This window comes from Bacillus sp. FSL K6-1003, from assembly GCF_037964945.1.
In the GTDB taxonomy this organism is placed as follows: domain Bacteria; phylum Bacillota; class Bacilli; order Bacillales; family Bacillaceae; genus Bacillus; species Bacillus mojavensis.
This window is the reverse complement of record NZ_CP150176.1, coordinates 2,769,429-2,788,467: the sequence shown is the minus strand read 5'-3', so window position 1 is coordinate 2,788,467 and position 19,039 is coordinate 2,769,429. Positions and strand designations below refer to the sequence as shown.

General features: G+C 44.5%; 15 protein-coding genes and 1 pseudogene. 13 read left to right on the top strand and 3 right to left on the bottom strand.

Annotated elements, in window-relative coordinates:
- Positions 1 to 100: 100 nt before the first annotated feature.
- The 3 genes from pfkA to NSU16_RS14265 all read left to right on the top strand — a co-directional run bounded on the left by pfkA (position 101) and on the right by NSU16_RS14265 (position 3,341).
- On the top strand, positions 101 to 1,060 hold the full coding sequence (gene pfkA, locus NSU16_RS14275) for a 6-phosphofructokinase (RefSeq protein WP_010335278.1): 960 nt from the start codon (positions 101 to 103) through the stop codon (positions 1,058 to 1,060).
- A 43-nt stretch (positions 1,061 to 1,103) separates the two neighbouring features.
- Positions 1,104 to 2,861, top strand: coding sequence for a pyruvate kinase (gene pyk, locus NSU16_RS14270; RefSeq protein WP_010335277.1), 1,758 nt, complete (start codon positions 1,104 to 1,106; stop codon positions 2,859 to 2,861).
- A gap of 96 nt (positions 2,862 to 2,957) precedes the next feature.
- A complete protein-coding gene (locus NSU16_RS14265; protein ID WP_024122457.1) occupies positions 2,958 to 3,341 on the top strand; it encodes an FxsA family protein in 384 nt (127 codons plus the stop codon).
- 31 nt (positions 3,342 to 3,372) lie between these two features.
- Here NSU16_RS14265 and ytvI read toward each other — a convergent pair whose 3' ends face one another.
- The gene (gene ytvI, locus NSU16_RS14260) at positions 3,373 to 4,488 is read right to left on the bottom strand and encodes a sporulation integral membrane protein YtvI (RefSeq protein WP_339191280.1); all 1,116 of its coding nucleotides are present in this window, start codon (positions 4,486 to 4,488) and stop codon (positions 3,373 to 3,375) included.
- Positions 4,489 to 4,583: 95 nt separating this feature from the next.
- Here ytvI and NSU16_RS14255 point away from each other — a divergent pair, with 95 nt between their 5' ends.
- From NSU16_RS14255 to coaE, 10 genes and pseudogenes are all read left to right on the top strand, one after another.
- The gene (locus tag NSU16_RS14255) at positions 4,584 to 5,048 is read left to right on the top strand and encodes a DUF441 domain-containing protein (protein ID WP_010335274.1); all 465 of its coding nucleotides are present in this window, start codon (positions 4,584 to 4,586) and stop codon (positions 5,046 to 5,048) included.
- 333 nt (positions 5,049 to 5,381) lie between these two features.
- On the top strand, positions 5,382 to 6,500 hold the full coding sequence (gene citZ, locus NSU16_RS14250; RefSeq protein WP_010335272.1) for a citrate synthase: 1,119 nt from the start codon (positions 5,382 to 5,384) through the stop codon (positions 6,498 to 6,500).
- A gap of 169 nt (positions 6,501 to 6,669) precedes the next feature.
- Positions 6,670 to 7,941, top strand: a complete 1,272-nt coding sequence (gene icd / locus NSU16_RS14245; RefSeq protein WP_010335271.1) for an NADP-dependent isocitrate dehydrogenase — start codon at positions 6,670 to 6,672, stop codon at positions 7,939 to 7,941.
- Between the two features lie 43 nt (positions 7,942 to 7,984).
- Positions 7,985 to 8,923 carry a malate dehydrogenase gene (gene mdh / locus NSU16_RS14240; protein ID WP_010335270.1) on the top strand — a complete coding sequence of 313 codons (939 nt, stop codon included), beginning with the start codon at positions 7,985 to 7,987 and terminating at the stop codon, positions 8,921 to 8,923.
- Between the two features lie 226 nt (positions 8,924 to 9,149).
- Positions 9,150 to 9,872, top strand: coding sequence for a two-component system response regulator PhoP (phoP, locus tag NSU16_RS14235; RefSeq protein ID WP_010335269.1), 723 nt, complete (start codon positions 9,150 to 9,152; stop codon positions 9,870 to 9,872).
- On the top strand, positions 9,865 to 11,604 hold the full coding sequence (locus NSU16_RS14230; protein WP_229146509.1) for an ATP-binding protein: 1,740 nt from the start codon (positions 9,865 to 9,867) through the stop codon (positions 11,602 to 11,604). The genes phoP and NSU16_RS14230 overlap by 8 nt, the downstream gene beginning before the upstream one ends.
- A gap of 249 nt (positions 11,605 to 11,853) precedes the next feature.
- Positions 11,854 to 14,496, top strand: coding sequence for a DNA polymerase I (gene polA / locus NSU16_RS14225; RefSeq protein ID WP_339191277.1), 2,643 nt, complete (start codon positions 11,854 to 11,856; stop codon positions 14,494 to 14,496).
- A 24-nt stretch (positions 14,497 to 14,520) separates the two neighbouring features.
- Entirely contained in the window at positions 14,521 to 15,348 is an 828-nt protein-coding gene (gene mutM / locus NSU16_RS14220; protein ID WP_010335266.1) for a DNA-formamidopyrimidine glycosylase, read from the top strand.
- Positions 15,349 to 15,501: 153 nt separating this feature from the next.
- Positions 15,502 to 16,152 (top strand): annotated as a pseudogene (gene ytaF / locus NSU16_RS14215) (sporulation membrane protein YtaF); the annotation flags it as partial.
- Between the two features lie 15 nt (positions 16,153 to 16,167).
- Complete coding sequence (gene coaE, locus NSU16_RS14210; RefSeq protein ID WP_339191272.1) at positions 16,168 to 16,761, top strand: dephospho-CoA kinase; 594 nt, start codon at positions 16,168 to 16,170, stop codon at positions 16,759 to 16,761.
- A 36-nt stretch (positions 16,762 to 16,797) separates the two neighbouring features.
- Here the strand turns inward: coaE and NSU16_RS14205 are convergent, their stop codons facing one another.
- Together NSU16_RS14205 and NSU16_RS14200 are read right to left on the bottom strand one after the other, a co-directional pair.
- Positions 16,798 to 17,640: an aldo/keto reductase gene (locus NSU16_RS14205; protein ID WP_339191269.1), complete on the bottom strand. Its 843-nt coding sequence runs from the start codon at positions 17,638 to 17,640 to the stop codon at positions 16,798 to 16,800.
- A gap of 24 nt (positions 17,641 to 17,664) precedes the next feature.
- Positions 17,665 to 18,855: an MFS transporter gene (locus NSU16_RS14200; RefSeq protein WP_339191267.1), complete on the bottom strand. Its 1,191-nt coding sequence runs from the start codon at positions 18,853 to 18,855 to the stop codon at positions 17,665 to 17,667.
- Between the last annotated feature and the right edge of the window lie 184 nt (positions 18,856 to 19,039).

Sequence of the window (19,039 nt, the reverse complement as noted above, 5' to 3'; positions counted from 1 at the left end):
GGTAAGGTTTCATAGGGAGGATGGAGATCCCTTATCATTGTTTTTAGGGCAATGATCATGTTATGTTTTAATCATATATGTTTGCTGAGGTGAATGGAGAATGAAACGTATAGGGGTATTAACGAGCGGCGGGGATTCCCCGGGAATGAATGCAGCAGTTCGCGCAGTTGTCAGAAAAGCGATTTATCATGACGTTGAAGTTTACGGCATTTATAACGGATACTCAGGATTGATCAACGGAAAGATTGAAAAGCTAGAGCTCGGTTCTGTAGGTGATATTATTCATCGCGGAGGAACAAAGCTTTATACAGCAAGATGTCCTGAATTCAAAACGGTTGAAGGCCGTGAAAAAGGGATAGAAAACTTGAAGAAGCTTGGTATCGAAGGGCTTGTCGTTATCGGCGGAGACGGCTCATACATGGGTGCGAAAAAATTAACGGAGCATGGGTTTCCATGTGTAGGTGTACCGGGTACAATTGATAATGACATTCCGGGTACTGATTTTACAATCGGTTTCGACACAGCTTTAAATACAGTAATTGACGCAATTGATAAGATTCGCGATACAGCGACTTCACATGAACGTACATATGTGATCGAAGTAATGGGCCGCCACGCCGGTGATATTGCATTATGGGCCGGACTTGCAGGCGGTGCGGAATCAATCTTGATTCCTGAGGCTGATTACGACATGCACGAAATCATTGCCCGACTAAAACGCGGTCATGAGCGCGGGAAGAAACACAGTATTATTATCGTTGCCGAAGGGGTAGGCAGCGGTGTTGAATTCGGGAAACGCATTGAAGAAGAAACAAATCTTGAAACTAGGGTATCGGTATTAGGCCATATCCAGCGCGGCGGTTCTCCAAGTGCTGCTGACCGTGTGCTGGCAAGCCGACTTGGCGCGTATGCGGTTGAACTGCTGCTTGAAGGAAAAGGCGGACGCTGTGTAGGTATACAAAACAATAAGCTTGTAGACCATGATATTATAGAAATACTGGATAAAAAACACACAGTTGAGCAAAACATGTATCAGCTTTCAAAAGAACTGTCTATTTAAGACTGCAGCAGAAGGCTGAAGATTTTAGAAGGAAGTGAACGAATTGAGAAAAACAAAAATTGTTTGTACCATCGGTCCGGCAAGTGAAAGTATTGAAATGCTTACGAAATTAATGGAGTCAGGAATGAATGTGGCTCGTTTGAATTTTTCTCACGGAGATTTCGAGGAGCACGGAGCACGTATTAAAAATATCCGCGAAGCGAGCAAAAAGCTTGGCAAAAACGTTGGAATCCTGCTTGATACAAAAGGCCCTGAAATCCGTACACATACAATGGAAAACGGTGCTATTGAGCTTGAAACAGGCAAAGAGCTTATCGTTTCAATGGACGAGGTAATTGGAACAACTGATAAAATTTCAGTGACGTATGAAGGTTTAGTAGAGGACGTTGAAAAAGGCTCAACGATTCTTTTAGATGACGGACTTATCGGTCTTGAGGTACTTGAAGTGAATGCCGCTAAACGCGAAATCAAAACAAAAGTACTAAACAACGGAACACTGAAAAACAAAAAAGGCGTTAACGTACCGGGTGTCAGCGTCAATCTTCCTGGTATTACTGAGAAAGACGCGAGAGACATCGTTTTCGGTATTGAGCAAGGGGTAGATTTCATCGCTGCGTCTTTTGTACGCCGTTCTACTGACGTGCTTGAAATCCGTGAACTTCTTGAGGAGCATAACGCTCAGGATATTCAAATTATCCCTAAAATTGAAAACCAAGAGGGCGTAGACAACATCGATTCTATTCTCGAAGTGTCTGACGGCTTAATGGTTGCGCGCGGAGACTTAGGTGTGGAGATTCCAGCTGAAGAAGTGCCGCTTGTGCAAAAAGAACTGATCAAAAAATGCAACGCACTGGGCAAACCGGTTATTACAGCCACACAAATGCTTGATAGCATGCAGCGCAACCCGCGTCCGACTCGTGCGGAAGCGAGTGACGTCGCAAACGCAATTTTCGACGGCACAGATGCAATCATGCTTTCTGGTGAAACAGCTGCCGGAAACTATCCGGTTGAAGCGGTTCAAACGATGCACAATATCGCATCACGTTCTGAAGAGGCGCTGAATTACAAAGAGATTCTTTCAAAACGCAGAGACCAAGTAGGCATGACGATTACTGATGCAATTGGCCAATCTGTTGCACATACAGCCATTAACTTGAATGCTACTGCGATTGTGACTCCGACTGAAAGCGGCCATACAGCGCGTATGATTGCTAAATACCGCCCGCAGGCACCGATTGTCGCTGTGACTGTAAATGAGTCTGTTTCCAGAAAGCTCGCTCTTGTATCCGGCGTTTTCGCAGAAAGCGGTCAAAATGCAAGCTCAACTGATGAGATGCTGGAAGATGCTGTGCAAAAATCATTACACAGCGGAATTGTGAAAAATGGTGATCTGATCGTCATTACAGCAGGCACTGTCGGTGAGTCAGGAACAACGAATTTGATGAAAGTTCATACTGTCGGCAATATCATCGCTAAAGGCCAAGGTATCGGACGCAAATCAGCTTACGGTCCGGTTGTCATTGCGCAAAACGCGAAAGAAGCCGAACAAAAAATGACTGACGGCGCGGTTTTGGTTACAACTAGCACTGACCGTGACATGATCGCGTCTCTTGAAAAAGCGTCTGCTCTAATTACAGAAGAGGGCGGCTTGACAAGCCATGCTGCAGTAGTCGGATTAAGCCTCGGCATTCCGGTTATTGTTGGTTTGGAAAATGCGACATCCATTTTGACAGAAGGCCAGGATATTACGGTTGATGCTTCTAGAGGAGCAGTCTACCAAGGCCGTGCGAGTGTACTTTAATCACATCTGAAAAGGGAAGGGGGCGTATTCCCTTCCTTTTTCTCTATTTGGCACTATTTTTGAACGAAGGCGTTTTACACATGTGGGGGGCTGGAGATGAGGTTTTTATTTTTGCTTTTTATTGTGTTTCCGGCAATTGAAATCGGCATATTTCTATTTTCGGGCAAGCTGATCGGCATTCTTCCGACGGTCCTTTTGATGATTCTGACCGGGATCATTGGGGCAGCAGCTGCCAAAAAACAAGGAACTGAAGTTTACTTCAAGGTTCAGCGTGACCTTCAATATGGCAAGATGCCTGGTGAAGCGATTGCTGACGGCCTGTGCATCTTTATTGGCGGCCTTTTGCTGATGCTTCCAGGCTTTTTATCAGACCTGGCCGGCGCATGCCTGCTTATCCCGTTCACCCGCAGCTGGTGTAAGCCGATCCTGTTCAAATGGCTGAGAGGCATGTCGAAGAATAAGCGGATCATTATAAAATGAAAAACGGCAGCCTGCATCATGGGCTGCTGTTTTATTTTTGCTGGATCGTGATGTAGGACCATATTTCTTTTAAGGCACCTGTTGTAATAAAAGCCTGTATGACAACGAGAACAGCAGGACCGGCAATCAGTCCTAAAAATCCGAACAATTTAAATCCGGCGAAGAGGGCAATGAGTGTTGCCAACGGGTCTATTCCGATTGATTTGCTTAATATTTTCGGCTCTGTCAGCTGACGCTGAACAAGTACAACAAGGTACAGAACACCAATTCCAATTGCTTGGGGAAGCTGGCCTGTAATTGATAAATACAAAATCCACGGCACAAAAACGGATCCTGCTCCTAAATACGGGAGAAGATCCACTAGTCCGATTAAAAAAGCAATCGTTGCTGCATGTTCAACCTTTAAGAGAGAAAGACCAAAGAATACAATAATCATTGTAAGGAGTACAAGAACAGCCTGCGCTTTAATAAAACCGGTCATTGCTTTTTTTAACTCGCTGCTGATCGCCTTTCCGTTTTCTGTTATTCGATCGGGCAGCACTGATACGAGCATCGCTTTCAGTTTGTGCCAATCCTTTGTCATAAAAAATGTAGCAAGAAGTGAAAATATCAAAACAGCCGCGGTATTCGGAAGCAGCGCGAAAAATTTCGGAATCATTTCCAGAATGTGAGACAGCAGCAGTCCAGCATTTTTGGCAGCGGAGTCTCCAAGTGCCTGAATGTGCGTGACGATGGAAGCCTGCTGGTTGGTCTCCAATTCATGAAATAAAACTGTCAGTTCGTGATAGAGCGGCTGGATATGAGTGGTAAACAGCTTTTCACAATAAGAGATAAACGTGCTGATATGAGGCGGAAGGGTTTTTGCAAGATACGCAGTTCCTGTTACAATTTCTGCTACCACAATGGTCAGCACACCGAACGCTGCCAGCAGAAAAAAGGTAAGCACGCCGATGACATTTAAAGTTCGCGGAAATCCGGTCACCTTGTCCAGGTAGTCTACAACAGGGTGAATCGCTGTTGAAAGAATAAGGGCAATGAGGAACGGATATGTTAACGGAAATGAATAATAAACAGCAGCTGCCGATCCTGCGGTAAGCGACACGACAAAGAGGGTTCGGAAAAAAATAGTGATATAGGATTGATTCACAAAAACGATCCTCCTCTCGTCAGCATGTCCTATTGTTATGTTTATTCACGGTCCGGCTGAATATGAATACATTCATTTTAAAGGAGGGATGACGCATGTTTACACAAGCGAATTTATTTTTAATATTACTCTTGGCTATTGCACTTATCGCAAAAAATCAATCACTGCTTTTTGCTGTATCCGTCCTTTTGATCATCAAAATCGTGGGACTTGACCAAAAATTTTTTCCGACTATCCAGTCAAAAGGCATCAACTGGGGCGTGACCGTTATCACAATAGCTGTTCTTGTACCAATCGCCACAGGAGAGATTGGATTTAAACAGCTTGGTGAGGCAATGCGTTCTTCTTATGCATGGATTGCATTGGGGGCGGGAATTGCCGTTGCGCTGATTGCCAAAAATGGCTTGACCCTGCTGGAAAATGACCCTCACATCACCACTGCTCTTGTCATCGGAACCATACTTGCAGTCGCGCTTTTTGGCGGAGTCGCAGTGGGTCCGCTGATCGGAGCGGGGATTGCTTATATTGCGATGCAGCTCGTAAAACTGTTCACTTCATGAAAAAAAGCGGCTTGCTGCCGCTTTTTTTTTTATGCCGAAAACCCGCAAATAAAGGCGTTTTTTCGGGAAAATCATAAAATGAAAAAAAAAAATTATAGGTAAACATTTAACAAATGTCTGATTATTGTTTATAATAGGAATAGGCACAAACTTAAAAAAGCTTATAAGAATTTGTTATGTTCTTTCATAAGCAAAGGGTTTCAGCACCAGCAGGCTGTAAAATGTAAGCATTTTCTTTTGGGGGGAGAAATACTTACAACATGCTTTTTAAGTTAGCCTCATGTTTTTACAACACTCTTAAAGGGGAAATTTATTGAAAAGGAGATGTTATATATGACAGCGACACGCGGTCTTGAAGGGGTTGTAGCAACAACATCATCTGTTAGTTCGATTATTGATGATACCCTTACATATGTGGGGTATGATATCGATGATTTGACAGAGAATGCGAGTTTTGAAGAAATCATTTACTTACTTTGGCACTTAAGGCTGCCAAACAAAAAAGAGCTTGATGAGTTAAAACAGCAGTTAGCAAAAGAAGCTGCCGTTCCGCAAGAAATTATTGAGCACTTCAAATCTTATTCCCTCGAAAATGTTCATCCCATGGCTGCTCTTCGGACAGCGATTTCTTTACTAGGCCTGCTTGACAGCGAGGCTGATACCATGAACCCGGAAGCCAACTACAGAAAGGCGATCCGCCTTCAGGCAAAGGTGCCTGGTTTGGTTGCAGCGTTTTCCAGAATCCGCAAAGGTCTTGAGCCTGTTGAACCAAGAGAAGACTACGGCATTGCCGAGAATTTTCTCTACACATTAAACGGTGAAGAGCCTTCGCCAATTGAGGTTGAAGCTTTCAACAAAGCGCTGATTTTACATGCCGATCACGAGCTGAACGCGTCAACGTTCACAGCAAGGGTCTGCGTCGCAACACTTTCTGATATCTATTCAGGCATTACTGCCGCAATCGGCGCACTGAAGGGCCCGCTTCACGGCGGAGCAAACGAAGGCGTCATGAAAATGCTGACAGAGATTGGCGAAGTGGAGAATGTCGAGCCTTTCGTTCGCGCCAAGATGGAAAAGAAAGAAAAAATAATGGGCTTCGGCCATCGCGTTTATAAGCATGGCGATCCACGCGCCAAACATTTAAAAGAAATGAGTAAACGCCTGACCAACCTGACTGGCGAAAGCAAATGGTATGACATGTCGATTCGCATCGAAGAAATCGTGACATCAGAAAAAAAGCTTCCGCCTAACGTTGATTTTTATTCCGCTTCTGTTTATCACAGCCTCGGAATTGACCATGACCTGTTTACACCGATTTTTGCTGTGAGCAGAATGTCCGGCTGGCTCGCTCATATCCTTGAGCAGTACGACAATAACCGCCTGATCCGCCCGCGTGCAGATTACACAGGCCCTGACAAACAAACTTTTGTTCCGATTGAAGAAAGAGCCTAAAGAACCTAAAGAACCATGGGAGGCTGGCTTATGGTAATGAAGTTAGCCTCTTGTTCAGAACATCAAAGATAGTTTACACTTTAGAATGTTGAGAAAAATCATTTTGTTTTCTATATAAGAAAAATAAAATGTTTTCTAAATATGAATTACATACTGGGAGGTTTTTATTGTGGCACAAGGTGAAAAAATTACAGTCTCTAATGGAGTATTAAACGTACCAAACAACCCGATTATCCCGTTTATTGAAGGAGACGGAACCGGTCCTGATATTTGGAATGCGGCTTCAAAAGTTTTGGAAGCTGCAGTAGAAAAAGCATATAAAGGTGAAAAGAAAATTACGTGGAAAGAAGTTTATGCCGGAGAAAAGGCTTATAATAAAACAGGAGAGTGGCTTCCTGCTGAAACATTAGATGTCATCCGCGAATATTTCATCGCGATTAAAGGCCCGTTAACGACACCTGTCGGCGGCGGTATCCGTTCTTTGAACGTAGCGCTAAGACAAGAGCTTGACCTATTCGTTTGCCTGAGACCGGTAAGATATTTTACTGGAGTGCCGTCTCCGGTAAAACGCCCTGAAGATACTGACATGGTCATCTTCCGTGAAAATACAGAAGATATTTACGCAGGCATCGAGTACGCAAAAGGCTCTGAAGAAGTGCAAAAGCTCATCAGCTTCCTGCAAAATGAATTGAATGTCAACAAAATTCGTTTCCCTGAAACGTCAGGTATCGGTATTAAGCCTGTTTCTGAAGAAGGAACAAGCCGTCTGGTCAGAGCGGCAATTGATTATGCGATTGAGCACGGCCGCAAGTCTGTAACGCTTGTACACAAAGGAAACATCATGAAGTTCACGGAAGGCGCCTTCAAAAACTGGGGCTATGAGCTTGCAGAGAGAGAATACGGCGAAAAAGTCTTCACATGGGCTGAATATGACCGCATTGCTGAAAAAGACGGAAAAGACGCCGCTAATAAAGCGCAAAGCGAAGCAGAAGCAGCAGGCAAAATCATTATCAAAGACAGCATTGCTGATATTTTCCTTCAGCAGATCCTGACACGTCCAAGCGAATTTGATGTTGTTGCAACAATGAACCTTAACGGAGACTATATTTCTGACGCTCTTGCGGCGCAAGTAGGCGGAATCGGTATTGCTCCTGGTGCGAACATCAACTACGAAACAGGACATGCGATTTTCGAGGCGACACATGGAACGGCTCCTAAATACGCCGGACTTGATAAGGTAAACCCATCTTCAGTTATTCTTTCAGGTGTGCTGCTTCTTGAGCATTTAGGATGGAATGAAGCGGCTGATTTAATCATTACATCTATGGAAAAAACAATCGCTTCTAAAGTCGTAACTTACGATTTTGCCAGATTAATGGACGGCGCGACTGAAGTTAAATGTTCAGAGTTCGGAGAAGAATTAATTAAAAACATGGACTAAGCTAGGAAAAAGCCTAAAATTAGCCATAAAGGAGAAGAGAGACATGGGAAATACTCGTAAAAAAGTTTCTGTTATCGGAGCAGGTTTTACCGGAGCGACAACAGCTTTCTTAACCGCTCAAAAAGAGCTGGCGGACGTTGTTCTCGTTGATATCCCGCAATTGGAGAACCCGACGAAAGGAAAAGCCCTTGATATGCTGGAAGCCAGCCCGGTTCAAGGCTTTGACGCGAAAATTACGGGTACATCTAATTATGAGGATACTGCGGGTTCTGACATTGTTGTCATTACAGCCGGTATCGCAAGAAAACCTGGTATGAGCAGGGATGATTTAGTCTCTACAAACGAAAAAATTATGAGAAGCGTAACACGAGAAATCGTGAAATATTCTCCTGACTCTATCATTGTGGTTTTGACAAACCCTGTTGATGCAATGACATACGCAGTATATAAAGAGTCTGGCTTCCCGAAAGAGCGCGTGATCGGCCAATCTGGTGTGCTTGATACGGCAAGATTCAGAACGTTTGTGGCTGAGGAATTAAACTTGTCAGTGAAAGATGTGACCGGTTTTGTTCTCGGTGGACACGGTGACGATATGGTGCCGCTTGTACGTTATTCTTATGCTGGCGGTATCCCGCTTGAAACCCTCATTCCAAAAGACCGGATTGACGCCATTGTGGAGCGCACAAGAAAAGGCGGCGGCGAGATCGTGAATCTTTTAGGAAACGGAAGCGCGTATTATGCGCCTGCGGCTTCTCTGACAGAAATGATCGAAGCGATCTTAAAAGATCAGCGCCGCGTCCTTCCGACAATTGCTTATCTTGAAGGGGAATACGGCTATGAAGGCATTTACCTTGGTGTTCCGACAATTGTCGGCGGAAACGGACTTGAACAAATCATTGAGCTTGAATTGACAGAGTACGAAAAAGAACAGCTGAATAAATCAGTTGAATCTGTCAAAAATGTGATGAAAGTATTATCCTAAAATAAAAAGAGAAAGGCTGGTTTAATCGAAGCCTTTCTCTTTTTATTAAGAAATGAAAGCGCTTCCTTGTATTCCTCAGCTGCCTCTTGTATTTTTCTTTTAAAATGATGTAAAAGGCGAATTGTCGGAATGTCCGGCTTTCGATAAAATAAAATCATGAAACATGGTAAGATGACATAAAATAGAGAAATAGGATGTCGGGGAATTAAGATACTGGAGGCACAGCATGAACAAGAAAATTTTAGTTGTGGATGATGAAGAATCTATCGTTACACTTTTGCAGTACAATTTGGAGCGGTCAGGCTATGAGGTTATTACTGCTTCGGATGGAGAAGAAGCACTCAAAAGAGCGGAAACAGAAAATCCTGATTTGATTGTGCTTGATGTGATGCTTCCAAAGCTGGATGGAATTGAAGTATGCAAGCAGCTGAGACAGCAAAAACTCATGTTTCCTATTTTAATGCTGACAGCGAAGGATGAAGAATTTGACAAAGTATTAGGGCTTGAGCTTGGTGCTGATGATTATATGACCAAGCCTTTCAGCCCTCGAGAAGTCAATGCAAGAGTAAAAGCTATTTTAAGGCGTTCTGAAATGGCTGCACCCTCTAATGACATGAAAAACGAGGAAACCGAAGGGCAGATTGTTATCGGCGATTTGAAGATCCTGCCTGATCATTATGAAGCTTATTTTAAAGAAAATCAGCTTGAGCTGACACCGAAAGAATTTGAGCTGCTTTTGTATTTAGGCAGACATAAAGGCAGAGTGCTGACGAGAGATCTGCTTTTGAGCGCTGTCTGGAATTACGATTTTGCTGGAGATACAAGAATTGTTGATGTGCATATCAGCCATCTTCGAGACAAAATTGAAACGAATACAAAAAAACCGATCTATATTAAAACCATTAGGGGATTGGGGTATAAATTGGAGGAGCCAAAAATGAATGATTAAATATCGTGTGCGCCTTTTTTCTGTGCTCGTTGTCTGTATGATTGTGGTGTTTAGTGTACTCGGGCTGTTTTTACAGCAGCTCTTTGAATCTTCTGATCAAAAAAAATCGGAGGAACACATTGAAAAGGAAGCCAAATACATGGCTTCGCTGCTTGATGCCGGCAATCTGAATGACCAGGCAAATGAGAAAGTCATTAAAGATGCAGGCAGTGCGCTTGATGTAGAAGCCTCCGTAATCGATACAGAAGGAAAGGTGCTGTACGGGTCTGACGGCAGCGCGGCGGATTCTTCGCAGGTGCAGGCGCTTGTCTCCGGTCATGAGGGAGTTCTCGCGAAAGAGGAGAATATGCTTTATTATGGGCTTTCGCTTAGGAGCAAAGGCGAAAAAACGGGGTATGTGCTGCTTACTTCCCGTGAAGAAAGCTCAGGTCTGAATGGCGAGATGTGGGGCATGCTGACAGCCAGTCTTTGTACCGCTTTTATAATTATTGTTTTCTTTTATTCTAATATGACCTCTCGCTACAAAAGATCTATTGAAGCAGCCACAAACATGGCAACAGAGCTGTCCAAGGGGAATTACGATGCCCGTACATACGGCGGTTATATCAGGCGTTCCGACAAGCTTGGCCGTGCCATGAACAGCCTTGCCGTTGATCTGATGGAAATGACGAGGACGCAGGAAATGCAGCGCGACCGTCTGTTGACTGTGATTGAAAACATCGGCTCCGGGCTGATTATGATTGATGGAAGAGGTTTTATCAATCTCGTCAACAGGTCTTACGCGAAGCAGTTTCATGTCAATCCGAATCAGATGCTGCGCCGTCTTTATCATGATGCATTTGAACATGAAGAAGTGATCCAGCTTGTCGAAGACATTTTTATGACTGAGACGAAGAAATGCAAGCTATTAAGACTTCCGATCAAAATTGAAAGGCGTTATTTTGAAGTGGACGGCGTTCCTATTATGGGGCCGGATGATGAATGGAAAGGGATCGTGCTCGTTTTTCATGACATGACGGAAACGAAAAAATTAGAGCAGATGAGAAAAGATTTTGTGGCCAACGTTTCTCATGAGCTGAAAACACCGATTACATCGATCAAAGGATTTACGGAAACGCTATTAGACGGGGCGATGGAGGATAAAGAGGCGCTTTCAGAATTTCTCTCGATTATTTTAAAGGAAAGCAAAAGGCTTCAATCATTGGTGCAGGATTTGCTAGATCTTTCTAAGATTGAGCAGCAAAACTTTACGCTCAGCATCGAAACGTTCGATGCAGCGAAAATGCTGGCTGATATTGAGACGCTGCTTAAGCATAAAGCGACGGAGAAAGGTATCTCTTTACAGCTGAACGTTCCGAAAGACCCTCTCTATGTAGCGGGCGACCCGTACCGGCTAAAACAGGTGTTTTTGAATCTCGTAAACAATGCATTAACCTATACACCGGAGAAGGGATCGGTAGCTATCAATGTCAAGCCGGGTGAAACAGAGATTCAGATTGAAGTTTCCGATACCGGGATCGGCATCCAGAAAGAAGAAATTCCCCGCATCTTTGAACGTTTTTACCGCGTTGATAAAGACAGAAGCAGAAACTCGGGAGGGACCGGTCTCGGTCTTGCGATTGTAAAGCATTTAATAGAAGCTCATGAAGGAAAAATCGATGTGACTAGCGAGCCGGGCCGCGGTACTGTGTTTACTGTGACGCTGAAGCGGGCTGCTGAAAAGCCTGTCTAATGTTTACAAAGCTTTAACAATATCTTCATGCACTGTTAAACCTATGCTGGTAGGATGTAGTAGAACCCCTTCATCCAAGGAGCCAATTTTGACGGCGGGAACCTTTTTGTGTTCCCGTCCTTTTTTGTGTGTTCTCATCGGTTCGCGTATTTTCCTTTCAAATTGAACTTTGTTAAAATAAGAGAAGCTATAGACTATTATTATGAGATGAATGGAAGCAGGAGCTGTTGCTTCTTAGGAGGATATTGAATGACGGAACGAAAAAAATTAGTGCTTGTAGACGGAAACAGTCTGGCTTACCGGGCGTTTTTTGCATTGCCGCTGTTAAGCAATGATAAAGGAATTCATACAAATGCAGTTTACGGTTTTGCGATGATTTTGATGAAAATGCTTGAGGATGAAAAGCCGACGCATATGCTGGTTGCGTTTGATGCCGGGAAAACGACGTTTCGTCACGGCACATTTAAAGAGTATAAAGGCGGAAGACAGAAAACCCCGCCTGAGCTTTCAGAACAAATGCCGTTTATCCGCGAGCTGCTTGATGCCTATCAAATCAGCCGCTACGAACTGGAACAATACGAAGCTGACGACATTATCGGCACACTCGCGAAATCGGCTGAAAAGGAAGGCTTTGAGGTAAAGGTTTTCTCGGGAGATAAGGATTTAACCCAGCTGGCAACAGATCAGACGACGGTTGCTATTACGAGAAAAGGAATTACCGATGTTGAGTTTTACACACCAGAGCACGTCCAGGAGAAATACGGACTCACGCCTGACCAAATTATTGATATGAAGGGTTTAATGGGGGATTCCTCTGACAACATCCCGGGTGTGCCGGGTGTCGGGGAAAAAACCGCGATTAAGCTGTTAAAGCAATTCCATTCTGTTGAAAAGCTGCTCGAATCAATTGATGAGGTAAGCGGAAAAAAACTCAAGGAAAAGCTTGAAGAATTTAAGGATCAGGCCTTGATGAGCAAGGAATTGGCGACGATTATGACCGATGCGCCGATTGAGGTATCCGTTTCGGGCCTGGAATATCAAGGCTTTAATCGTGAACAGGTGATTGCCATCTTTAAGGACCTTGGGTTCAATACGCTTCTTGAACGGCTCGGGGAAGACGGTGTAGAGGCGGAGCAGGATCAGTCCTTAGAAGAAATTGATGTTAAAACAGTCACCGACGTGACTAGCGATATATTGGTTTCTCCATCTTCATTTGTCGTTGAACAGATTGGCGATAATTATCATGAAGTGCCAATTCTCGGATTTTCGATAGTGAACGAAACGGGAGCCTACTTTATTCCAAAAGACGTTGCTGTCGAGTCTGATGTGTTTAAAGAATGGGTGGAAAATGACGATCAGAAAAAATGGGTCTTTGACAGCAAGCGGGCTGTCGTGGCTTTGCGCTGGCAGGGCATTGAGCTGAAAGGTGCGGAGTTTGATACGGTTCTTGCCGCTTATATCATTAATCCGGGCAATTCGTATGACGACGTTGCCAGTGTGGCTAAGGATTACGGTTTGCATATCGTTTCAAGTGATGAATCAGTTTACGGCAAGGGAGCAAAACGCGCCGTGCCGGCAGAAGGCGAACTGTCTGAGCATCTCGTCAGAAAGGCTTTAGCCATTCAAAGCCTCCGGGAAAAGCTCGTTCAGGAGCTGGAGAACAACGATCAGCTTGAGCTGTTTGAGGAGCTGGAAATGCCGCTGGCGCTTATTCTCGGAGAAATGGAATCAACAGGCGTTAAGGTTGATGTTGACCGCTTAAAACGAATGGGAGAAGAACTGAGCGCCAAGCTGAAGGAATATGAAGAAAAAATTCATGAGATTGCGGGCGAACCGTTTAATATCAATTCTCCTAAACAGCTCGGTGTCATATTGTTTGAAAAGATCGGCCTGCCAGTTGTGAAGAAAACGAAAACAGGCTATTCAACATCTGCTGATGTGCTTGAAAAGCTGGCTGACAAACATGATATTGTCGACTATATTTTACAGTACAGACAAATAGGCAAGCTGCAATCGACATACATCGAAGGGCTTTTAAAGGTGACAAAAAAAGATACACACAAGGTGCATACACGCTTTAACCAAGCCTTAACGCAAACAGGGCGCCTCAGCTCGACTGATCCAAACCTGCAAAACATACCGATCAGGCTTGAGGAAGGGCGCAAGATCCGCCAGGCCTTTGTTCCGTCTGAAAAAGACTGGCTCATTTTTGCGGCTGATTACTCGCAAATCGAGCTGCGGGTGCTTGCCCACATTTCAAAGGATGAAAATTTGATCGAAGCCTTTACAAACGATATGGATATTCACACAAAAACAGCAATGGATGTGTTCCATGTCGCTGAGGATGAAGTGACATCGGCGATGAGACGCCAGGCGAAAGCGGTCAACTTCGGGATCGTATACGGCATCAGTGATTACGGGCTTTCACAGAATCTCGGCATTACGAGGAAAGAAGCCGGGGCATTCATCGACCGATATTTGGAAAGCTTCAAGGGTGTCAAAGCGTATATGGAGGACTCGGTGCAGGACGCGAAGCAAAAAGGCTACGTAACCACGCTGCTGCATCGCCGCCGCTATATCCCTGAACTGACGAGCCGAAACTTTAATATTCGCAGCTTTGCGGAGCGGACGGCAATGAATACACCAATTCAAGGAAGTGCCGCGGATATTATTAAAAAAGCCATGATTGATATGGCAGCCAAGCTGAAAGAAAAGCGGCTGAAGACAAGATTGCTGCTTCAAGTGCACGATGAACTGATTTTTGAAGCGCCGAAGGAAGAAATTGAAATACTTGAAAAGCTTGTTCCAGAAGTGATGGAGCATGCGCTTGCATTAGATGTGCCGTTAAAGGTGGACTTTGCTTCAGGCCCATCCTGGTACGATGCGAAATAAACAGAGATAAAGGAAGTGATGGATGTGCCGGAATTACCAGAGGTTGAAACCGTCCGGCGCACTCTGACCGGGCTTGTAAGAGGAAAAACAATCAAATCGGTAGAGATCAGATGGCCGAATATCATCAAACGGCCTGCCGAACCGGAGGAATTTGCGCGAAACTTAGCGGGAGAAACCATCCAGTCCATCGGAAGACGGGGAAAGTTTTTACTGTTTAACTTGGATCATTATGTCATGGTCTCCCACCTTCGTATGGAAGGAAAGTACGGCCTTCACCAAGAGGAGGAGCCGGACGATAAACACGTGCATGTCATTTTTACGATGACGGACGGAACCCAGCTGCGTTACAGGGATGTTCGGAAATTCGGAACCATGCATTTATTTAAACCGGGAGAGGAAGCAGGGGAGCTGCCGCTTTCTCAGCTCGGACCCGAACCGGATGCAGAAGAATTTACGAGTGCGTATTTGAAAGCGCGGCTGGAGAAAACAAACCGAGCTGTCAAAACTGCTCTTCTGGATCAGAAAACGGTCGTCGGACTCGGAAACATTTATGTGGACGAGGCTCTGTTCAGAGCGGGCGTTCATCCCGAGACAAAAGCAAATCAGCTGTCAGATCAAAAAATCAAAAAACTTCATGCTGAAATTAAAAATACCCTTCAGGAAGCGATTGATGCCGGCGGAAGCACTGTCCGGTCGTATATCAATTCCCAAGGAGAAATCGGAATGTTTCAGCTGCAGCATTTTGTGTACGGAAAAAAAGATGAGCCCTGCAAAAATTGCGGAACAATGATTACAAAAATTGTCGTCGGAGGCAGAGGCACGCATTTTTGCGCCAAGTGCCAGAAAAAATAGAATAATGCTTCATCGTCCAAGCTGTCGGTGCATATATCAGTAGCTCTGTTATAGAGGAAGTGCCGTTTTTCGGAAACACGGATTTATCACTTTTCCATATACATGATTGTGATGAATCTCCGGGCATTTAACATCTGATACAAGAGCACCAACAGAAAGGAAGAAACGAATATGCAAATGGTTTCTATACTGCTGCTGGCGTTAGCTGTCAGCTTGGACAGTTTTTCAGTCGGATTTACGTATGGATTGCGAAAAATGAAGATACCGCTAAAGGCCATTATCGTCATTGCCTTCTGTTCCGGCACTGTTATGTTTATTTCCATGCTGATCGGAAGCTTTCTCACCAAGTTTTTTCCCGTATATGTGACTGAGAAGCTTGGCGGGTTAATATTGGTTGGAATCGGCGTATGGGTTTTATACCAATTTTTCAGGCCGGCAAAAGACAAAGAATACCTATTGCATGAAAAAACACTGCTTAATTTAGAGGTTCGGTCATTGGGCATTGTGATCCATATTTTGAGAAAACCGATGAGTGCGGATATCGACAAATCTGGTGTGATTACTGGAATTGAAGCGGTGTTATTGGGATTCGCCCTGTCGATTGATGCCTTCGGAGCAGGAATGGGAGCGGCCATTCTCGGTTTTTCTCCCATTGCGATGAGCATAACCGTCGCGATTATGAGTTCGCTGTTTGTGTCAGTCGGCATTAATGCCGGACATATTCTGTCTAAATGGAGATGGATTGATAAAATGGCATTTTTGCCGGGCCTTTTGCTGATCACGATCGGGCTCTGGAAATTGTAAAAAGGAGTGGATCTCTTGACCTTAGTCATTGGTTTAACGGGAGGAATAGCAAGCGGCAAAAGTACGGTTGCCAATATGCTGATAGATAAAGGAATCACTGTCATAGATGCGGATATCATTGCAAAACAAGCGGTAGAAAGAGGGATGCCGGCCTACCGGCAGATCATTGACGAATTTGGTGAAGACATTCTGCTCGAAAATGGTGATATAGACAGAAGAAGGCTTGGAGCGCTGGTCTTTACAAATGAACAGAAGCGTCTTGCTTTGAATTCAATTGTTCATCCTGCGGTCAGAGAGGAAATGCTCAAGCGGCGTGATGAGTCCATCGCAAATCAGGAGACATTTGTGGTATTAGATATCCCGCTATTGTTCGAAAGCAAATTGGAGTCTTTAGTTGATAAAATTATTGTGGTCAGTGTGACAAAAGAGCTTCAGCTTGAGCGTCTGATCAAGCGCAACCAATTGACGGAAGAAGAAGCGCTTAGCCGGATCCGCTCCCAAATGCCATTAGAGGAAAAAGTGTCAAGAGCGGATAACGTAATAGACAACAGCGGCACACTCGAAGAGACAAAACAGCAGCTTGAGGAAATTCTCAGCTGCTGGGCATAACAAAACACCGTTCATTGATGAACGGTGTTTTTGTGATTAAAAATCGAAATTGTCCGGATCAGGACCGACGCGCAGATTTTCATTCAACGCATCAATTCGGTTCATGTCTTCCTGTGATAATTCAAAATCAAATATGTTCGCGTTCGCTTTAATTCGATGTTCCTTTGTTGATTTAGGAATGGTGATGATGCCGTGCTGTAAATCCCAGCGTAAAATGATTTGCGCGACGGATTTGTTATAAGCTTGCGCGATGTCTGTCAGTTCGGGATGATCAAGCAATTGCCCCTGCATTAAAGGTGACCATGCTTCCATTTGTATGCCTTGCTTTTTGCAATAAGCCATCAGCTCTTTTTGCGTGAGACGCGGGTGGAATTCCACTTGGTTGATCATAGGCTTCATTTCAGCATCCTTCAGCAGATCCTCCAGGTGATGGATTTGGAAATTGCTCACACCGATCGCTTTGACACGGCCTTCTTTATACAAGGTTTCAAGCGCTCTCCAAGCTTCTTTGTATTTGCCTTCCACAGGCCAGTGAATGAGGTATAGATCTAAATAGTCCAAACCGAGTTTGGACAGGCTTGTTTCAAATGCAGCCAATGTTTCCTCATACCCTAAATCTGCATTCCACACTTTTGATGTGACAAATAAATCCTCTCTGGTGATGCCGGCTGCTTCAATTCCTTGACGGAGACCTTCCCCGACTCCCGCTTCATTTCCATAGATAGCGGCAGTATCAATACTGCGGTAACCGTGAACAATGGCGGTTTTCACGGCATTGACGAGTTCTGACCCTTCTTCCACTTGGAATACACCGAGGCCGAGCCACGGCATTTTCACCCCGTTATGAAGTGTTGCTGTTGCTTGTAAATGTGTTGTCATGTTTGTTTCCTCCTTATTGAAATGTTAGGCTGCCTGCCGATCCTGTTTTTCCAGAAGGCGGCTCCAGCCTGTTAAGATAACGGCTCCTGCTACCATTAAAGCTCCAATCCATGCGGTATGAATCAGTCCGATGGAATCGGTAATCACGCCTCCCAAAAATGATCCTAGGGCAATTCCTGCGTTAAATGCTGCAATATTAATCGCGGATGCTACGTCTACTGCGCTTGGTACAAAACGTTCAGCCAGTATGACGACATATACTTGAAGGCCGGGCACATTCATAAAGGCCAATAAGCCCATAAAGAGAATCGTAATGAGGCCAGCAATTTTATAAGGAGCCGTAAATGTTAACGTAAACAGGACGATCGCCTGAATAATAAACATATAAAACAGCGCGCCGATCGGATTTCGATTGGACAGCTTTCCGCCAATCATATTGCCGATGGCAATGGCAATTCCGTATACGAGCAGGATAATGGCTACCGTGCCGGCCTTAAAGCCTGTCACTTCCTGAAGCAGGGGAGACAGATAAGTGAACACAACAAATGTCCCTCCGTATCCTAATGCTGTTATGACAAATAAAAGCAGTAAACGGCCATTTATCACAAGCTTGAATTGATCCCGCATCGTTGTTTTCGTCCCTTTTCGTAAATTGGAAGGGACAAGAATGCCATTTGCAATGACAGCGATAATGCCGACGGCAATAATAACCATAAAGGCGAACCGCCAGCCGAGCTGCTGGCCGATAAACGTGCCGAAAGGAACGCCGGTAACGGTTGCGACGGTAAGTCCTGTAAACATAATGGAAATCGCACTCGCCCTTTTATTTTCAGGGACAAGATCGGCTGCGATTGTCGAGCCGATCGACATAAACACACCGTGTGAAAAAGCGGATATCACACGTGCTGCTAATAGAACTCCGATGCTGGAGGCTGACGCGGCCATCGTATTTCCGGCGATAAATATGATCATGATCCACAGCAATAGCGTCTTTCGTGACATGCTTGAGGTCAATGAAGTTAAAATAGGCGCGCCGAACGTAACGCCAAGTGCGTATAGGGAGACGGTCAATCCTGCTGTTGTTACAGGAATGTGTAAATCGTCAGAAATTAACGGCAAAAGGCCGACGCTGATAAATTCGGTTGTCCCTATCGCGAATGCACTAATGGCGAGAGCCAGAAGTGCAGGAATGCTGCTTTTATTGGCTGAAGTCATTCATGTTCCTCCTTTGCTGTTATGTGTTGTATGATTGAAATTCTGCCGAGCAAGCTATATAAATATAAAGAGCAGATTCAAATCAGCCGGCAAATGTGAGTATGAAAGATATCATCAAAAAAGAAAAGTACGTACTTTTAAGTGCTATAGTCACTTTTTGGTGCCTGTAAGGAGAGTGAACCGC